The sequence below is a fragment of the Nocardia sp. SSK8 genome, assembly GCF_037034205.1.
Taxonomy (GTDB): domain Bacteria; phylum Actinomycetota; class Actinomycetes; order Mycobacteriales; family Mycobacteriaceae; genus Nocardia.
In genome coordinates, this window is sequence record NZ_JBAGKD010000026.1 from 1 (window position 1) to 15,352 (window position 15,352).

The 15,352-nt window shown below is 69.0% G+C and carries 19 protein-coding genes; 8 read left to right on the top strand and 11 right to left on the bottom strand.

Going from position 1 to position 15,352, the window contains the following annotated elements; translation table 11 throughout:
- Window positions 1–90 precede the first annotated feature (90 nt).
- Window positions 91–1,023: an MBL fold metallo-hydrolase gene (locus WA675_RS27080; protein WP_336088254.1), complete on the bottom strand. Its 933-nt coding sequence runs from the start codon at window positions 1,021–1,023 to the stop codon at window positions 91–93.
- Between the two features lie 124 nt (window positions 1,024–1,147).
- Between WA675_RS27080 and WA675_RS27085 the strand changes: the two genes are divergently transcribed.
- The gene (locus tag WA675_RS27085; RefSeq protein WP_336088257.1) at window positions 1,148–1,543 is read left to right on the top strand and encodes a hypothetical protein; all 396 of its coding nucleotides are present in this window, start codon (window positions 1,148–1,150) and stop codon (window positions 1,541–1,543) included.
- Between the two features lie 10 nt (window positions 1,544–1,553).
- On the opposite strand, the gene WA675_RS27090 is transcribed toward WA675_RS27085, so the two are convergent.
- The 3 genes from WA675_RS27090 to WA675_RS27100 form a co-directional block, all read right to left on the bottom strand.
- Window positions 1,554–1,946 (bottom strand): RNA-binding S4 domain-containing protein, encoded by a 393-nt coding sequence (locus WA675_RS27090; RefSeq protein ID WP_336088259.1) that lies wholly within the window; start codon window positions 1,944–1,946, stop codon window positions 1,554–1,556.
- A gap of 3 nt (window positions 1,947–1,949) precedes the next feature.
- The gene (locus WA675_RS27095; RefSeq protein ID WP_336088290.1) at window positions 1,950–2,510 is read right to left on the bottom strand and encodes a C40 family peptidase; all 561 of its coding nucleotides are present in this window, start codon (window positions 2,508–2,510) and stop codon (window positions 1,950–1,952) included.
- 324 nt (window positions 2,511–2,834) lie between these two features.
- Complete coding sequence (locus WA675_RS27100; protein WP_336088261.1) at window positions 2,835–3,116, bottom strand: hypothetical protein; 282 nt, start codon at window positions 3,114–3,116, stop codon at window positions 2,835–2,837.
- A gap of 110 nt (window positions 3,117–3,226) precedes the next feature.
- On the opposite strand from WA675_RS27100, the gene WA675_RS27105 reads away from it, so the two are divergent.
- The 3 genes from WA675_RS27105 to WA675_RS27115 all read left to right on the top strand — a co-directional run bounded on the left by WA675_RS27105 (window position 3,227) and on the right by WA675_RS27115 (window position 6,111).
- Window positions 3,227–4,408, top strand: a complete 1,182-nt coding sequence (locus WA675_RS27105) for an AAA family ATPase (protein ID WP_336088263.1) — start codon at window positions 3,227–3,229, stop codon at window positions 4,406–4,408.
- A 267-nt stretch (window positions 4,409–4,675) separates the two neighbouring features.
- Window positions 4,676–5,626 carry an alpha/beta fold hydrolase gene (locus WA675_RS27110; protein ID WP_336088265.1) on the top strand — a complete coding sequence of 317 codons (951 nt, stop codon included), beginning with the start codon at window positions 4,676–4,678 and terminating at the stop codon, window positions 5,624–5,626.
- A gap of 194 nt (window positions 5,627–5,820) precedes the next feature.
- Entirely contained in the window at window positions 5,821–6,111 is a 291-nt protein-coding gene (locus WA675_RS27115) for a hypothetical protein (RefSeq protein WP_071930967.1), read from the top strand.
- A 176-nt stretch (window positions 6,112–6,287) separates the two neighbouring features.
- Here the strand turns inward: WA675_RS27115 and WA675_RS27455 are convergent, their stop codons facing one another.
- Window positions 6,288–6,590, bottom strand: a complete 303-nt coding sequence (locus WA675_RS27455; RefSeq protein WP_442945736.1) for a hypothetical protein — start codon at window positions 6,588–6,590, stop codon at window positions 6,288–6,290.
- Window positions 6,591–6,599: 9 nt separating this feature from the next.
- Window positions 6,600–7,466: an acetyl-CoA acetyltransferase gene (locus WA675_RS27120; protein ID WP_442945737.1), complete on the bottom strand. Its 867-nt coding sequence runs from the start codon at window positions 7,464–7,466 to the stop codon at window positions 6,600–6,602.
- A 207-nt stretch (window positions 7,467–7,673) separates the two neighbouring features.
- Between WA675_RS27120 and WA675_RS27125 the strand changes: the two genes are divergently transcribed.
- From WA675_RS27125 to WA675_RS27135, 3 genes are read left to right on the top strand one after another with little or no spacing between them, the layout of a single operon-like run.
- Window positions 7,674–8,504: a hypothetical protein gene (locus WA675_RS27125; protein WP_336088272.1), complete on the top strand. Its 831-nt coding sequence runs from the start codon at window positions 7,674–7,676 to the stop codon at window positions 8,502–8,504.
- Between the two features lie 28 nt (window positions 8,505–8,532).
- Window positions 8,533–10,458 (top strand): fumarate reductase/succinate dehydrogenase flavoprotein subunit, encoded by a 1,926-nt coding sequence (locus tag WA675_RS27130; protein WP_336088273.1) that lies wholly within the window; start codon window positions 8,533–8,535, stop codon window positions 10,456–10,458.
- A 2-nt stretch (window positions 10,459–10,460) separates the two neighbouring features.
- A complete protein-coding gene (locus WA675_RS27135) occupies window positions 10,461–11,207 on the top strand; it encodes a succinate dehydrogenase/fumarate reductase iron-sulfur subunit (protein ID WP_336088275.1) in 747 nt (248 codons plus the stop codon).
- A 286-nt stretch (window positions 11,208–11,493) separates the two neighbouring features.
- Here WA675_RS27135 and WA675_RS27140 read toward each other — a convergent pair whose 3' ends face one another.
- The 3 genes from WA675_RS27140 to WA675_RS27150 are packed head-to-tail and all read right to left on the bottom strand — an operon-like array spanning window position 11,494 to window position 12,823.
- Window positions 11,494–11,709, bottom strand: coding sequence for a DUF397 domain-containing protein (locus WA675_RS27140; protein ID WP_336088277.1), 216 nt, complete (start codon window positions 11,707–11,709; stop codon window positions 11,494–11,496).
- Window positions 11,706–11,909, bottom strand: a complete 204-nt coding sequence (locus tag WA675_RS27145; protein ID WP_336088279.1) for a DUF397 domain-containing protein — start codon at window positions 11,907–11,909, stop codon at window positions 11,706–11,708. Before WA675_RS27145 ends, WA675_RS27140 begins: the two co-directional genes overlap by 4 nt.
- Entirely contained in the window at window positions 11,906–12,823 is a 918-nt protein-coding gene (locus tag WA675_RS27150; RefSeq protein WP_336088282.1) for a helix-turn-helix domain-containing protein, read from the bottom strand. Before WA675_RS27150 ends, WA675_RS27145 begins: the two co-directional genes overlap by 4 nt.
- A 180-nt stretch (window positions 12,824–13,003) precedes the next feature.
- Here WA675_RS27150 and WA675_RS27155 point away from each other — a divergent pair, with 180 nt between their 5' ends.
- Window positions 13,004–13,210, top strand: coding sequence for a hypothetical protein (locus WA675_RS27155; protein WP_336088284.1), 207 nt, complete (start codon window positions 13,004–13,006; stop codon window positions 13,208–13,210).
- On the opposite strand, the gene WA675_RS27160 is transcribed toward WA675_RS27155, so the two are convergent.
- Together WA675_RS27160 and WA675_RS27165 are read right to left on the bottom strand one after the other, a co-directional pair.
- The gene (locus WA675_RS27160; RefSeq protein ID WP_336088286.1) at window positions 13,207–14,154 is read right to left on the bottom strand and encodes a DNA-3-methyladenine glycosylase family protein; all 948 of its coding nucleotides are present in this window, start codon (window positions 14,152–14,154) and stop codon (window positions 13,207–13,209) included. The genes WA675_RS27155 and WA675_RS27160 overlap by 4 nt on opposite strands.
- A 403-nt stretch (window positions 14,155–14,557) precedes the next feature.
- A partial coding sequence (locus WA675_RS27165; protein ID WP_336088288.1) for a (Fe-S)-binding protein occupies window positions 14,558–15,352 on the bottom strand: 795 nt, incomplete at its 5' end.

Consider the following 15,352-nt stretch of genomic DNA (forward strand, 5'->3'; position numbering starts at 1 on the left):
ACGGTGTGTGCGTGGACCGCGCGGTGACGTGCCGCTCGGACGGACGAAGGCTCGCGGCCCGACGGCAGTGGTGTCGATGCCGGTCGCGGGTCAGCCCGGCACGGGCGCGGTGTGTGCGTGGACGGCGCGGTGGTCGTGGGCCGGGATGACGGCGATGTCGTCGGGTAGGGCGTGCAGGCGGTGGATGGTGTGGAAGGCGGCGTCGCGGTCGGCGTCGGCGAGTTGGCCCAGGATCGGGGCGATCTCGCGGACCAGGCGAATCTGGAGGGTGCTGAACACGGCGTCACCGGCCAGCAGGGCGCGCGAGCCGTCGGCGAGGGCGAGCAGGATGCCGACGCTGCCGGGGGTGTGACCGGCGAGGTCGACCAGCAGCACCGAGCCGTCGCCGAACAGGTCGTGGCTGCGGGCGAAGGTGAGCACCGGTGGGCCGTCGAGCTCGTAGAGGTCGAAGACGCGGCCGAGCAGCGGACCGCGCGCGACCCCCAGCGGCGCGCGCGGTCCGCCCATGGCCCAGCGGTATTCGACGCCGGGCACCCGGATCGGCACCCACCCGGGCAGCTCGTAGAGCCCGGAGACGTGGTCCCAGTGCAGGTGGGTGGGCAGCACGAAATCGATGTCGACGCCGGTCAGGTCGTGTTCGGCCAGCACCTCGGCCAGGCCGCGCACGTCGTGGCCCGGGTCGACCACGCGCGACATCGGGAACGGCAGTTCGGGCAGCACCCGATCGTGCACGCCCGCGCACAGCGCCGGGTCGACCAGGAAGGTGGCACCCGGATGTCGGATGAGGAACGCCGACATCGTCAGCGGCGTCGAACCCAGCGTCCGCGCGCCCTCGGCGACGATCGTGGTGGGCGCGCACAGGCTCGCCTGGGTGAGCGCGGTGAGCTCGACGGTGTTGTAGGCGGGCGGCAGCGGCGCGCACTCCAGCGCGGCCAGAAAGCGGGCGTCCTTGCCGCGCGGCCACAGCAGGCGCGGGACGGTGGTGGTCGCGCCGACACAGCAGGCGAGAAGTGTCGATAACATTCTCGTGCGGTCGGCCATGTCTGCCACCGTAGGCGATCATCCCCGACCGCGACCACCGAACTTTCCCGGCGGAATCGCCAGCGACATTCCGGCAATCCCCAGTGCGGTGGCGGATGATGAGTCGATGGCTGCCCCACTCGTGCAGGTGCACTGGAAATCCACGCCGGACGAGCACGACTATCCGGCCGCCGCCGACTATCTCGCGCTGCTAGCCGAGGACGCGGTGGTGGCGGCCATCGTGGCCGACCTGCGTCGCGCGCCGATGGTGGTGAAGAAGGCGAAGGACATTCTGCGCGCCTCCCGCCTGGAAGCGCTCACCCCGGACAACCCGCACGTGCGCCGGGATCTGCTCAAAGTGACCGAGGGCAAGAAGCTCTCCCCCATCCTGCTGGTGCGCGGCGACTGCCGGGCGAATGTGCCCATGCTGATCGCCGACGGCTACCACCGGGTGTGCGCGCTGTACTGGGCCGACGAGAATATCGAGATGCCCGCCAAGATCGCCGCGATGCCCGCGAGCTAGCCGGAGCGAGCTAGTCGGAGCGGCCCATCAGCCGGTCGGTATCGCGCCGTTCGCGTTTGGTCGGTCTGCCCGCGCCACGATCACGTCGCGGCAGCGAGGCGATGACTTCCTTGGACGGCGGTGGCGGGCTGCGGTCGATCAGGCAGGTGGCCGCGACCGGCGGGCCGACCCGCTTGTGAATGATCCGCTCGACGATGACGATGCGCTCGAGCCCGGCATGCCGGATCCGGATCTCGTCACCGAGTTTCACCTGCTGAGCGGGTTTGACGGTGACACCGTTGACGCGCACATGCCCGGCGCGACAGGCCTCCGCCGCGGCGGAGCGAGTCTTGAACAAGCGCACCGCCCAGGTCCATGAATCCACACGGGCCTGGGTGGTCGAGCGTTGTTCTGCGGGGGACACCCCTTAGACGATACGGCGAGCCGTAACGACGTCGTCGGCGCTGAGGTTGGTGTAGGACACCGGGGTGCCCGACTGCACGGCGTTGAGCAGCTTGCCGTCGCCGGCGTAGATGCCGACATGGCCGCCGCCATTGGTGATCACGATGTCACCGGCCTGCAGGTTGTCGAAGGAGACGGGCGCGCCGACGTGCGACTGCTCGAAGCTGGTGCGCGGCAGCTCTACACCGGCCTGCCGGTAGGCCCACTGCACGAGACCGGAGCAGTCGAAGGTCGACGGACCGGCGGCGCCCCAGTTGTACTGGGCGCCCAGCTTGGTGCGCGCGGCGTCGAGGGCGATATTGCCCGCGGACTGCTGCTGCTGGAAGGGGTTGTCGAACTCGATGCTCGGCAGCTGCGGGGCGGCCTGGCCCTGCGGCGCCACCATCGACTGCAGCTGCTTCTCCAGCTGCTGGGCGGGCTGCTCGAGCTCGGGCGGCAGATCGAAATTGCCGAGACCCGGGATGTTGATCGTGGCGGCCTGCGAAATCGCGGGCATCGCACCGGTCGTGGCGGCCACCGCACCCATGACGAGCGCACCCTTGACGGAATTCGGCAGTCGAGAATCCCGCTGCAAGCTGTGTTTACCCACCGAGACGAGTCTCCTCTTGCTGCTCCACCACCGGCGTCGAAATCGCTTGGCGACGACGACTGTTCGGCGGTGACTCAATGGCGCCGTTTCTCTGACGAAGCGACAGACTCCACTAAGTCACGAGAAGATTACGGCCTGTGATGCACACTGTCCAGCGAAGCGTGCAAGTTGTTTTCCCGCACGCGCGAAAGCCCAGGAAAATGGGGGCACGCCCGGCGTGTCGCCACGCGTCACGGTCGGGCATCGCGATCGCGCGGATCGTTACCGAGCGTGACCGTCGCGCTCGCGCAACGCCTGTTCGAGGTAATCGATGCGGGTGCGCGCGTCGGCGAGGTCGGACTCGAGGCGCCCCACGGCGACCAGGATGGGCCCGATCGCCAGCGCGGCGACGGTCTCCGGATCGTCGAGCCCGCCGTCGATGGCGGCGAGCAGGCTGCGCTTGATCGTGTCGACGAGGTGCGCGTCGGCCGGGACCTCCAGCGCCGCGACGATGTCGGTCAGCGTGGGCACCGCCAGCGGGGTGTCCCGGTTCTCCTCGGCCATGGGTCTCCGTTCCGGTCCACTCGGGGGTGTCTGCGGTTCGCTAGCAGTATCTAGGACACGGCCCAGAGTTACCGAGATTCCCCTGTGCCGACGCGCTACGGTTGTCCGGCATGGACCCCGTGCGCAATCCGTATGCTCCCGGCGCCGGTCAGCGTCCCCCCGAATTGGCCGGGCGCGACAAGCAACTGGCCGCCTTCGACATCGTGCTCGAGCGCGTCGCCCGGGGCAGGCCCGAACGCAGCGTGATGCTCACCGGTCTGCGCGGCGTGGGAAAGACGGTGCTGCTCAACCAGCTTCGCTCGGCGGCGGTCTCGCGCGGCTGGGGTACCGGCAAGATCGAGGCCAGACCCGACCAGGACCTGCGCAGGCCACTGTCCTCGGCGCTGCACATGGCGGTGCGCGCCATCGCCATGGCGCACCGCAATCCCGAACAGGTCGACGACTTCCTCGGCATCCTCAAGGCCTTCGCCCTGCGCGCCACCGCCGACAAGGGCATGCGCGAACGCTGGCAGCCCGGCATCGACGTGCCCGCGGTGACCGGCCGCGCCGATTCCGGTGACATCGAGATCGACCTGATCGAGCTGTTCAAGGAGGCCGCCGCGCTGGCCGCCGCGATCGGCGTCGGCATCGGCATCTTCATCGACGAGATGCAGGATCTGGGCCCGGCCGACGTCTCGGCGATCTGCGGCGCCTGCCACGAGCTGAGCCAGGACGGCGCGCCACTGATCGTGGTCGGCGCTGGCCTGCCGCACCTGCCCGCGGTGCTCTCGGCCTCCAAGAGCTACTCCGAGCGGCTGTTCAGCTATCACCGCATCGACCGGCTCGACCGCGAGTCCGCCGATCTCGCGCTGATCGCGCCCGCCGAGCGCGAGGAGGTGAAGTTCACCGAGGGCGCGCTGGATTCGCTCTACCAGCGCGCCGACGGCTACCCCTATTTCGTGCAGGCCTACGGCAAGGCCGCCTGGGACCAGGCCCCCGAATCGCCGATCACCGCCGAGGACGTGGCGGTGGCCGCCCCCGCCGCCGAGGAAGAGCTGGCCGTGGGCTTCTTCGGCTCGCGCTACGAGCGCGCCACCCCCGCCGAGCGCGAGTACATGCGCGCGATGGCGGATCTGGCCGGGGACGACGGCCCGGTCGCCACCGCGGCGGTGGCCGCCGAACTCGGCCGCAAGCCCGCCTCGGTCTCCCCCGCTCGCGACGGCCTGATCAAGAAGGGCCTGATCTACTCCGCCGAACGCGGAACCATCGGCTTCACCGTCCCGCACTTCGGCCGGTATCTGCGGAGCGTATGACTCTCTTCGGTTCTCTAGCGCGAACCGCAGAGTCAGCCAGAAAACCCTGCGCCCGATCTTCGTGAGCAAGATCTACAAGTTTCTTGGAGAAGCGCTAGAGAACTGAAGATTTCCCTGGATAACGAGTGGAGGCGCCCCCGGGATCGGTTGCGCATCGGCTGGATAACGCCAGGGTTGACCGGCTAACGCGGCGGAAATCCAGTCCGAAAATCTCAGCAGGTGCACACCACCATGGTGCGTCCCAGCCGGATCCGGAGGAGGCCGTCAATGTCTCAGACCTTCGCTACCGCAGACCTCGACGGCCGCCGCGCGACCGTCGTCGCCGACGACGGCGTCCCGATCGCGGTCCGGACCTTCGGCGCCGAACAGGCCCCGCTCACCGTCGTCTTCGTGCACGGGCACTGCCTGCACACCGAGTCCTGGGCGTTCCTGCGTGAACAGCTGCTGCGGCACTGGGACGCCGACACCAGGATGGTCTTCTACGACCACCGCGGCCACGGCGAATCCGGCCATGCCCACCACGCCACCTACACCATCGACCAGCTCGCCACCGACCTCGACGCCGTGCTGCGCGCGGTGGCACCGGCCGGTCCGGTGGTGCTGGTCGGCCATTCGATGGGCGCGATGGTGTTGCTGGCCTACGCCCGGCTGTTCCCGGCGGCGATCGGCGCGCGGGTGGCCGGGATCGCGCTGATCGCGGGCGCGGCGGGCGGGATCACCGAGGTGGGGCTGGGCAGGCTGCTCAACCGGCACGCGGTCGCCTCGCTGCAGCACGCCGTGGTGCGCGCGCCGCGCGTGATGCAGGCCTCGAAGCGCTTGTCGCGCTGGATCTTCGGGCCGCTGATCCGCGAGGCGAGCGCGGGCACCCGGCGCGTGAACCCACGGGTGGCCTCGATCGCCACCGCGGCGCTCGGGGAGACCTCGCTGCTCACCGTGGCGGCGTTCCTGAGCTCGCTGCTCGACTTCGACGAGGCCCGCACGCTGGCCCGGCTCGGCGATCTGCCCGCGCTGGTGCTGGCCGGATCGGCCGACCTCATGGTGCCGTTCACCCACTCGGTGGTGCTGGCCTCGCAGCTCGCGGGCGCGGAGCTGGTGCGCGTCGAGGGCGCCGGGCACAGCGTCATCCTGGAGCGCGCCGAGGAGGTTGCCCATTCGATTGCCGCGCTGGTCGACCGGGCGGGTTCCGGGCTGCGCGGGCGCTACGCGGTGGCGGGCTGAGACGGCAGTAGTTACCGGATGGCAATCGCGGAATCCCGGGTAACTCCGGGCATGATCCGAAAAGATCAGTTACTGTGGTGGAGATCACGTTGTGTGGTGAGTCACACGGCTCGGTGCAGTGCGGCCCGGGACTTTACGGGCATGCCTGGTGATCGGACGAGTCGGCGTGCCCGCCATATACACAGGAGGTAACGATGACACGCAGCGATATCGCGGAACTGCGCTACGCGGTCGGTCAGCTCCGGCAATCGATCGGCGCACTGCGCTCCAACTACGGCGACGCGGCCACCGTGCGCCGACTGGAGAACGACCTCGAGCGGCTCGTCATCGATGCCGAGGAGTTCGAGCAGGCGCCACCGCCGGAACTGGCCGTCCCCCGCCGCTCCGAGCCGATCTACGTTCCGGACAGCAAGTCGGACGAGGCGGCCTGGATGGGCGCGCAGGACGAGGGCCTCGGCTTCCACTCCCGGCCCCGGACCAAGTAAGGACCTGTTTCATCAGCACAGCGGCCCTGCCACTCAGGGCCGCTGTGTTTTATTGCGGCTGGCGCCGCGGGTTCTCGGCCTGTTCCCTTGATCTTCCCTCCCGCCGGGCACTCCTTCGTCGCACCCTCTGGTCAGTCCAGATCAAGGCGGCCGAGAACCGCCCGTAGCGCCGCCGATCAGGCCCGGTGGCGGCCGAAGCGGCGCGGGCGGGAGCCGTGGAAGCGGGCGCCGCGAGGGACCTCGGCTGGGGCGTCGACCTCGGCTGATTCGAACAGCGCGGCGATGCCGTGGTCGTGGCCGAGGGCGATGGCCTCGAGGGCGTAGCGGCCGCTGGTGCGGCTCAGTTCGTGCAGCATCGTGGTCATGATCCGCAGGCCGGTGGCGCCGACCGGGTGCCCGAGGGCCAGGTCGGAGCCGTTCACATTGACGCGGTCGAGCGGGTCGATGTCCCAGGCAGCGGCCAGGGCGAGCACCTCCACGGCGTAGCCCTAGTTGATCTCGAGCAGATCCACCTCGTCGATCGCGCAGCCGGTGCGCCCGAGCAGCTTGGCCACCGCGGGCGCGGCGCCGAGCGCGGGTCCGTCGCTGTCGCAGCCCGCCGCGGCCCAGCCGGCCAGGAAGGCCATCGGGGTCAGGCCCAGTTCGGCGAGCCGGTCCTCGGCCACCACCAGGCAGGCCGAGGCGCCGAGCCGGTGCGCGCTCATATTGCCGACGGTCACCACGCCCTGGTCCAGCAGCGGGGTGAGGGCCGAGAGCGTGTAGGTCGACAGGTCCTCGCGCACGCCCTCGTCCCGGCTGATCCGGTGCTCGCCGAACCCGGCCACCCCCACCGGCACCACCTCGGACACGAAGCAACCCTGGCGCCAGGCCCGCGCCGCCTTCCGATGACTGGCGACGGCGAATTCGTCGGCGGCCTGCCGGTCGATGCCGTAGTAGCGGGCCAGGTCCTCGGCATTACGCAGGCCGTCGGCGCCGCCGGGCGGGCCGGTCGGCGCCGCGGTGCACTCCACCCCGCCCGCCACCACCACATCGGCGGCGCCGGTCTGCACCATCATCGCGGCGGTGATCACCGCCTGCAGGCCGCTGGCGCCGTGCCGGTCGGTGAGGAAACCGGGGACCGAGTGCGGTAGCCCGGCGCCGCGCGCGGCCAGCGCGCCGATCGCGGGCACCTCGGCCAGGCCACCGTCGACACAGGCCATGGCGACGTCTTCGATGCGGAGCGGGTCGATGCCCGAGCGCTCGATCACGGCCGAAAGGACCGTGGTCGCCAGCCACTCGGCGGGCATGCCCGACAGCGCGCCACCCGCCACCCCACTGGGTGTCCGCACGGGTGCCACGATGGCGGCTCTTCTCATGCGCACAGGGCACCACAGCTTTGTTGCACGGGATGACGCGCAGTCGCAGGGGTTACGTTGTGACAGAGATCACCGGCGTTTCACTCGAGCGGTTGAGTGAGACCCGGCTCGAGCGGCGCGAACACAGGCGTATGGTGCTCCACATCACAATCCGCCGCGGTGGGGCATGATGGACCGCCGCACACCGAGATCAGCGAGGCATCCATCGTGAGTGCCGCACCAACCACCACCCGCGGCGCGGGAACGGGTGTGTTCAGCAGGACCAGGGCTCGCATCGCCGCGCGCACACTGCGCACCGATCGCTGGTGGCTGCCGCCGCTGCTCACCGCGCTCGGCCTGGGCGCGTTCGTGGTGTACGCGACGATCAGATCGTTTGTGCGCACGGCCTATTGGGTGCCGCAGTACCACTATCTGACGCCGTTCTACTCCCCCTGCCTGAGCGATTCGTGCGTGCCCGGCTCCAGCCACTTCGGCACCCCGTTCCCCGAACTGCCGATGTGGATCCCGCTGGGGTTCGTGGTGCTGCCGTTCCTGCTCGGCTTCCGGCTCACCTGCTACTACTACCGCAAGGCCTACTACCGCTCGGTGTGGTTCTCCCCGCCCGCCTGCGCGGTCGCCGAGCCGCACACCCGCTACACCGGCGAGACGCGGCTGCCGCTGATCATCCAGAACTCGCACCGCTACTTCTTCTATGTGGCCGTGCTGGTCTCGCTGGTCAACAGCTACGACGCGGTCACCGCCTTCCACGGCGCGGACGGCGGATTCGGCTTCGGCCTGGGCAATGTGGTGCTGCTGGGCAATGTGATCCTGCTGTGGGCGTACACGCTGTCGTGCCATTCGTGCAGGCACATCGCGGGCGGGCGGCTCAAACACTTCTCCGCGCATCCGGTGCGGTACTGGTTCTGGACCCAGGTCTCCAAGCTCAACACCCGGCACATGGCCCTGGCCTGGACCACTCTCGGCACCCTGGTGCTCACCGACTTCTACGTGATGCTGGTGGCCAGCCAGACCATTTCGGACCTGCGGTTCGTCAACTGACCCGCGCCCAACTCGAGGAGCTTCATCGATGCCAGAAGTGGAACGGCACGACTACGACGTCGTGGTGATCGGGGCGGGCGGCGCGGGCCTGCGTGCGGTGATCGAGGCACGCGAACAAGGACTTTCGGTCGCGGTGGTGTGTAAGTCGTTGTTCGGCAAGGCACATACCGTGATGGCCGAGGGCGGCTGCGCGGCCTCGATGGGCAATGCCAACGACAAGGACAGCTGGCAGACGCATTTCAAGGACACCATGCGCGGCGGCAAGTTCCTCAACAACTGGCGGATGGCCGAACTGCACGCGCAGGAGGCGCCCGCGCGGGTGTGGGAGCTGGAAACCTATGGCGCGCTGTTCGATCGCACGCCCGACGGGCGGATCAGCCAGCGCAACTTCGGTGGCCACACCTATCCGCGCCTGGCCCATGTGGGCGACCGCACCGGCCTGGAACTCATCCGCACCATGCAGCAGAAGATCGTCGCGCTGCAGCAGGAGGACTACGCCGAGACCGGCGACTACGAGGCCAGGATCAAGGTCTTCGCCGAGTGCACCGTCACCGAGTTGCTCACCGACGACGGCAAGATCGCGGGCGCCTTCGGCTACTGGCGTGAATCCGGCGGCTTCGTCTTGTTCAAGGCACCGGCGATCGTGCTGGCCACCGGCGGAATCGGCAAGTCCTACAAGGTGACATCGAACTCCTGGGAGTACACCGGCGACGGTCACGCGCTGGCCCTGCGCGCGGGCGCGACGCTGATCAATATGGAGTTCCTGCAGTTCCATCCCACCGGCATGGTCTGGCCGCCGAGTGTGAAGGGCATCCTGGTCACCGAGGGCGTGCGCGGTGACGGCGGGGTGCTCAAGAACTCCGAGGGCAAGCGGTTCATGTTCGACTACATCCCGCCGGTGTTCAAGGGCCAGTACGCCGAGACCGAGGCCGAGGCCGATCAGTGGTTGCGCGACAACGATTCCGCGCGCCGCACCCCCGACCTGCTCCCCCGCGACGAGGTCGCCCGCGCGATCAACGAGGAGGTCAAGGCGGGTCGCGGCACCGAGCACGGCGGCGTCTACCTCGATATCGCCTCGCGGATGCCCGCCGAGGAGATCGTGCGGCGCCTGCCCTCGATGCACCACCAGTTCAAGGAACTGGCCGATGTGGACATCACCGCCGAGCCCATGGAGGTCGGCCCCACCTGCCACTACGTGATGGGCGGCATCGAGGTGGATCCCGATACCGGCGCCGCGCTGGCCCCCGGCCTGTTCGCCGCGGGCGAGTGTTCCGGCGGCATGCACGGCTCCAACCGGCTCGGCGGCAATTCGCTGTCGGACCTGCTGGTCTTCGGCCGCCGCGCCGGGCTCGGCGCCGCCGCCTACGTCAAGGGCCTGAGCACCCGCCCCGCCCCCGCCGAGGCCGACATCACCGCCGCCGCGACCGCCGCGCTGGCCCCCTTCGACCCGCCCGCCGCGGGCACCGGCGAGAACCCCTACACGCTGCACGCCGAGCTCCAGCACACGATGAACGACCTGGTCGGCATCATCCGCAAGGAGCACGAGGTGCGCACCGCCATCGACACCCTCGCCGAGCTGCGGGCCCGGTACGCCAACGTCACCGTCGAGGGCGGGCGCGCGTTCAATCCGGGCTGGCATCTTGCCCTGGATCTGGCGAACATGCTGCTGGTCAGCGAGTGTGTCGCGCAGGCCGCGTTGCAGCGCACCGAGAGCCGCGGCGGGCACACCCGCGACGACCATCCCGGCATGAACGCCGACTGGCGCAACACCCTGCTGGTGTGCGCGGTGGACCCGGCGACGGCGCGCGAGCCGGTGCCGCTGGTGACCGTCACCCCCGCCGCGCAGACACCCATGCGCGATGACCTGTTCGCCCTGTTCGAATTCAGCGAGCTCGAAAAGTACTACACCCAGCAGGAATTGGCCGCCCATCCGGCGGCCGAGGGAAAGGCGTGACGATGGGGTACGACGCCCGGTTCCGGGTCTGGCGCGGTGACATCGACGGCGGCGGCCTGCACGACTTCACCGTGCTGGTCAACGAGGGCGAAGTGGTGCTCGACATCATCCACCGCCTGCAGGCCACCCAGGCCCCCGACCTCGCGGTGCGCTGGAATTGCAAAGCGGGCAAATGCGGTTCGTGCTCGGCGGAGGTGAACGGGCGGCCGCGGCTGCTGTGCATGACGCGGATGTCGACCTTCTCCCCCGAGGAGGTCATCACCGTGACCCCGATGCGCACCTTCCCGATCATCAAGGATCTGGTGACTGACGTCTCGTTCAACTACGAGAAGGCCAGGGAGATACCGTCTTTCACCCCGCCCAAGGATCTCGCGCCGGGCGACTACCGGATGCGGCAGGTGGATGTGGAACGCTCCCAGGAGTTCCGCAAGTGCATCGAGTGTTTCCTGTGCCAGAACACCTGTCATGTGGTGCGCGACCACGACGAGAACAAGGAAGCCTTCGCCGGGCCGCGCTATCTCATGCGGATCACCGAACTGGAGATGCATCCGCTCGACACCGCCGACCGGCGCGAATTGGCTCAGGACGACGCGGGTCTGGGCTATTGCAATATCACCAAATGCTGCACGGAGGTGTGCCCGGAGCACATCAAGATCACCGATAATGCGCTGATCCCGTTGAAAGAGCGGGTCGCCGACCGGAAATACGATCCGATCGTCTGGCTCGGCAACAAACTGTTCCGGCGATAGCCCGGCAGCAGCCGCGGGGCCGCGTAACGCGGCCCCGCGGCGACTTCCGTCTACAAGACAGCTACAGTCCCTACAGCGACTAATCCGACCAGTAATCCGATGAACAGCGCCGACAGCAATGAGCTGGTGAGTACGTAGATTCCCGCCGCGGACACTGCGAAGAGCAGCAGCACGATCAGGCGTTCCACCCCGTCCTCAGGCGCCAGCCTCCGGTACCGGGGTGGCATTTTCTTCAACCCTCGGTCCATAGTCCAGGATTACCCGCCGGACAGTGATCCAAACGTGATCAAGGGCGATCGAACTCGCCGTCGTGCACGCCCGCGGTGAACGCGGTCCATTCGGCGGGGGTGAAGATCAGCACCGGTCCGCCGGGATTCTTGCCGTCACGCAGCGCCACATAACCGTCATCGAGCATCGCCACCTCGACGCTGCTGCCCTCCCCCGCGGTGCCCGCCCGCAGCCAGGTGGCCCCCGAGGTGTCGATGGCGCGTTTGGTGTTCATCGGGCGAACGCGCCGTTGTCGATGCCGCGGGTGAACGCGTCCCAGCTGGCACCGTCGAAGACCAGCGCCGGACCGGCCGGGTTCTTGCTGTCGCGCACCCCGACGTGCCCGCCGTAGAGGAACGCGACTTCGACGCAGTCCTTGCCCGCGCCGCTGCGCGTGCTCTTGAACCAGTGTGCGCCGACGAGATCGAAACTCATGCCACATACTCCTTCGCGACCTGCCGCAGCAGGTGTCTACTCGGTTGAATATCCAGCGCATGACGCTGGAGGCACTCGTGAGCCCGGTCGTACCTTCTGACATCCGCGCGTCGTTCCAGGTAGAGATCGCCGGTAAAGCCTTCGGCGTACACCACCGGTGGTTCGACCGGTTGCCCCTTGCTGTCGGTGCCGAACTCGAGAACCGTGAAAGGTCCGGTGGAGACTCCGAGTGGTACACCGGCGGCAAACGGCAGGATACGCAGCGTCACATTGCCTCGGGTGCTCGTGTCGGCAAGGTGGCGCAACTGCGCAGCCATCACCTTTGCATCACCGACGATGCGATGCAATACCGATTCGTGCAGAACCACGTCGATGTCGGCCGGGGAATGCTTGCGGGTGATCAACGCCTGCCGTTGCAGCCGCAGCGCGACTCTTCGGTCCAGCTCGTCGACCGAATCCTGGGGATAGCCCAGCTGATTCAGCGCGCGGGCGTAGTCGGCGGTCTGCAGCAGACCAGGGACGAGTTCGGACTGGTAGGTGTGTAGTCGATGAGCCGAGGCCTCCAAACCCACATAGATGTCGAAGTTTTCGGGAATGAGATCGCCGTAGGCATGCCACCAGCTCTTCACCGCGGCCTGCTGGGCCAGCCCGGTGAGGCCCTCCGCGAGATCGTCGGGGATGCCGTAGATCCGGCACAGTTCGCCGATGTCGATGGTCCGGATCCGGTCGGCCTGGCCCTTTTCCAGCCGTTGCAGGGTGCTGGCGCCCCACTCCATCAGCTTGGCCGCCTCGGCGATGGTCAGGCCCGCCTGCGTGCGCCAATCTCGCAGGTAGCGGCCGAGTTGACGGCGTGGCAGGGTCGAGGAGACCCCCGCCGCGGGCGTGCTCGTTCCGGTCGAGGTATTCGTTGCCACAGCCCCACTCCTCCTGTGTTCGCAATCCGCCACAGCCCACAACCCCGGTGTGACGGCGGAATTCGTCCACTATGGGGAATCCTGCACTCCCCCTTGGATCCTGTGCTGGGATTTCGCGCGAATTATCTCGATCGGCGTGTACTCGTAGGTAGCCGGGCGGTTGCGTGCTGTGCTGGGAGCATGCAATTGAGCGAAGTGAACCGACATATCGCCGCTGCACTGCTGGGTTGCGACGAGGACCCGGGCCCGATGGACTCCGAACGCGCCCATGCCGCAATGCAATTGCACATCGATTGCTTCGTCGACGAGTGCCGGGTACGCCGCCGCGCGCGCAACACCCTGGTCGAGTCCGGTCGGTGTGTGCTCGACGAGCGCGCGATCCGCTAGCGGTGGCGATGGTCGGTGATCGCCGTGCGCGGCCCGAATTTCGGTTTGTGGGCCTGGCCGCTCAGGGCCAGCAGGCGCACCGCGCGGTATCGGTGCGGGCGTAGCGGTTCCAGGTAGTCGACCATCTCCGCGTCGTCGATCGGGCGGCCGAGCAGGCTCCAGCCGACCGTCGCGGCGAGGTGGTAGTCGCCGACCGAGAGGGCGTCGGCGTCGCCGAAGGCTCGCTGCGCGGTCTCGGCAACCGTCCAGACACCGATCCCGGGCAGGCTCCGCAACCGCCGCGCCGCCTCGGCGGGCGGGAGCTGTGCCGTGCGCTCGATCGAGTCGGCGACTCGGGCCGCGCGCACGATGGTCTGGGCGCGCTGCGGGCCGACATTGGCGCGATGGAACTTCCACGACGGAATGTGCCGCCAGGTGTGCGCGTCGGGCGCGAGCATCAGCCCGGCGGGCGCGGGGCCGGGCGCCGGGGTGCCGAACTCGCGCACCAGGGCGCGCCAGGCCGCGAACGAGGACTTGGTGTGCACCTTCTGCTCGAGGATGGCGGGCATCAGCGATTCGAGGACCAGTCCCGTGCGCAGCATGCGCAGGCCCGGCACCACGCGATGGGCTTCGACCAGCTTGGGGTGCTCCGGGGTGAAGCCGGTGAGGTCTTCCTCGAGGCAGAGCATGTCGTCGAGGCGGTCCAGGAATTCGGCGGCGCCGGGGCCCCAGGCGCGGGCGTGCGCGCCGTCGCGGCCGTCCTGGCGCAGGCGGTAGGTGACCGGGCCGCTGGGCAGGCGCGAGGCGTGCCAGTGCGCGCCGTCGGCGTCGATGTGGTGGCAGGGGTCGCCGCCGCCGCGGCGCAGCGGGGTGATGGTGAGGCCCACGTCGAAGGGGCGGCTCGACCGGACGGTCCTGGACAGCCCCGCCGTCACCAAGCCGGGGTCGAGGGTCTGATCGGGCACGTGACCATTGTGCGCGTCCGATCCCGTGCCGACGCCGGTTCGTAATATTCACCACGTTGACTGCGATTAGGCACACGTCGGCAAACAGCTGGCATCCGCTTCGCCGCAGGAGGTACTTCATGATCACCAATGCGCTCAACTGGCTGCTGGCGGCGGTGGGGAGTGGGTCGGCGGGCAGCTCGGGGTACCACATCCCGCCGGGGGCGCTGCCGGGCGGGAGTTAGGCCGGTCGGGCGGCAAGCCCGCTCATTGCGCGACGACCCGGGGCACGAGTGCCGACGTCACGAGGCCGCGCACGGTTGAGGGCCGCGTCCGAAGCCGAGTGCGCGCTGCCGAGGGCCGCGTCGATCATCCGTCGAGCAGGTAGCCGATGCCGGGTGCGCGCTGGCGTCGGGCACGACGATCACCCGCCGAGCAGGTAGGCGGCCAGGGGTATCCCGCTGACGCCTGCCAGTTGGTCGGCCTGGGTGCGGCAGGAGAAGCCGTCGGCGAGGAAGACCGCGCCCTCCGGTGCGGCGCGCAGGGCCGGGAGCAGCGCGTTCTCGGCGACCGCCACCGAGACGTCGTAGTGGCCCTGCTGCATGCCGAAGTTGCCCGCGAGTCCGCAACACCCGGCCAGCTCCGTGACGGTGACGCCCATCCGCGCGAGCAGTTCCCGCTCGGCGGCGAAGCCGCCGACGGCGTGCTGGTGGCAGTGCGGCTGGACGACGACGGTCTCGCCCGGTCGCGCGGGTGGGCTCCAGCCGGGGTGTTCGAGGAGGAACTCCGCGAGGGTGCGCATCGCGGCGGCGGTCGGCCGTGCGCGCGGGTCGTCGGGGAGCAGTTCCGGCAGATCGGCCCGCAGCGCGGCGGTGCACGACGGTTCGAGCCCGACCACCAGCCCACCACCCGCCACATGCTCATCCAGCGCGTCGAGCGTCGCCCGCAAACGCTTGCGGGCTCCGTCGAGCTGCCCGGTGGTGATCCACGTCAGCCCACAACACACCCGCCGCTCCGGGATCCGCACCCGATACCCGAGCCCTTCGAGCAGCACGGCCGCCGCCAGCGCGTTGTCCGGCGTGAACGTGTCGGTGAAGGAGTCCACCCACAGCAGCACCTCCGGACGCCGAGAATCAACCGCCGAACCGCGCCCCGGCTCACTGCGCTCATCCAGGTCGGCTGAAGCTGCCGGGGTGCGCGCATCGCCGACAGAGCGGTT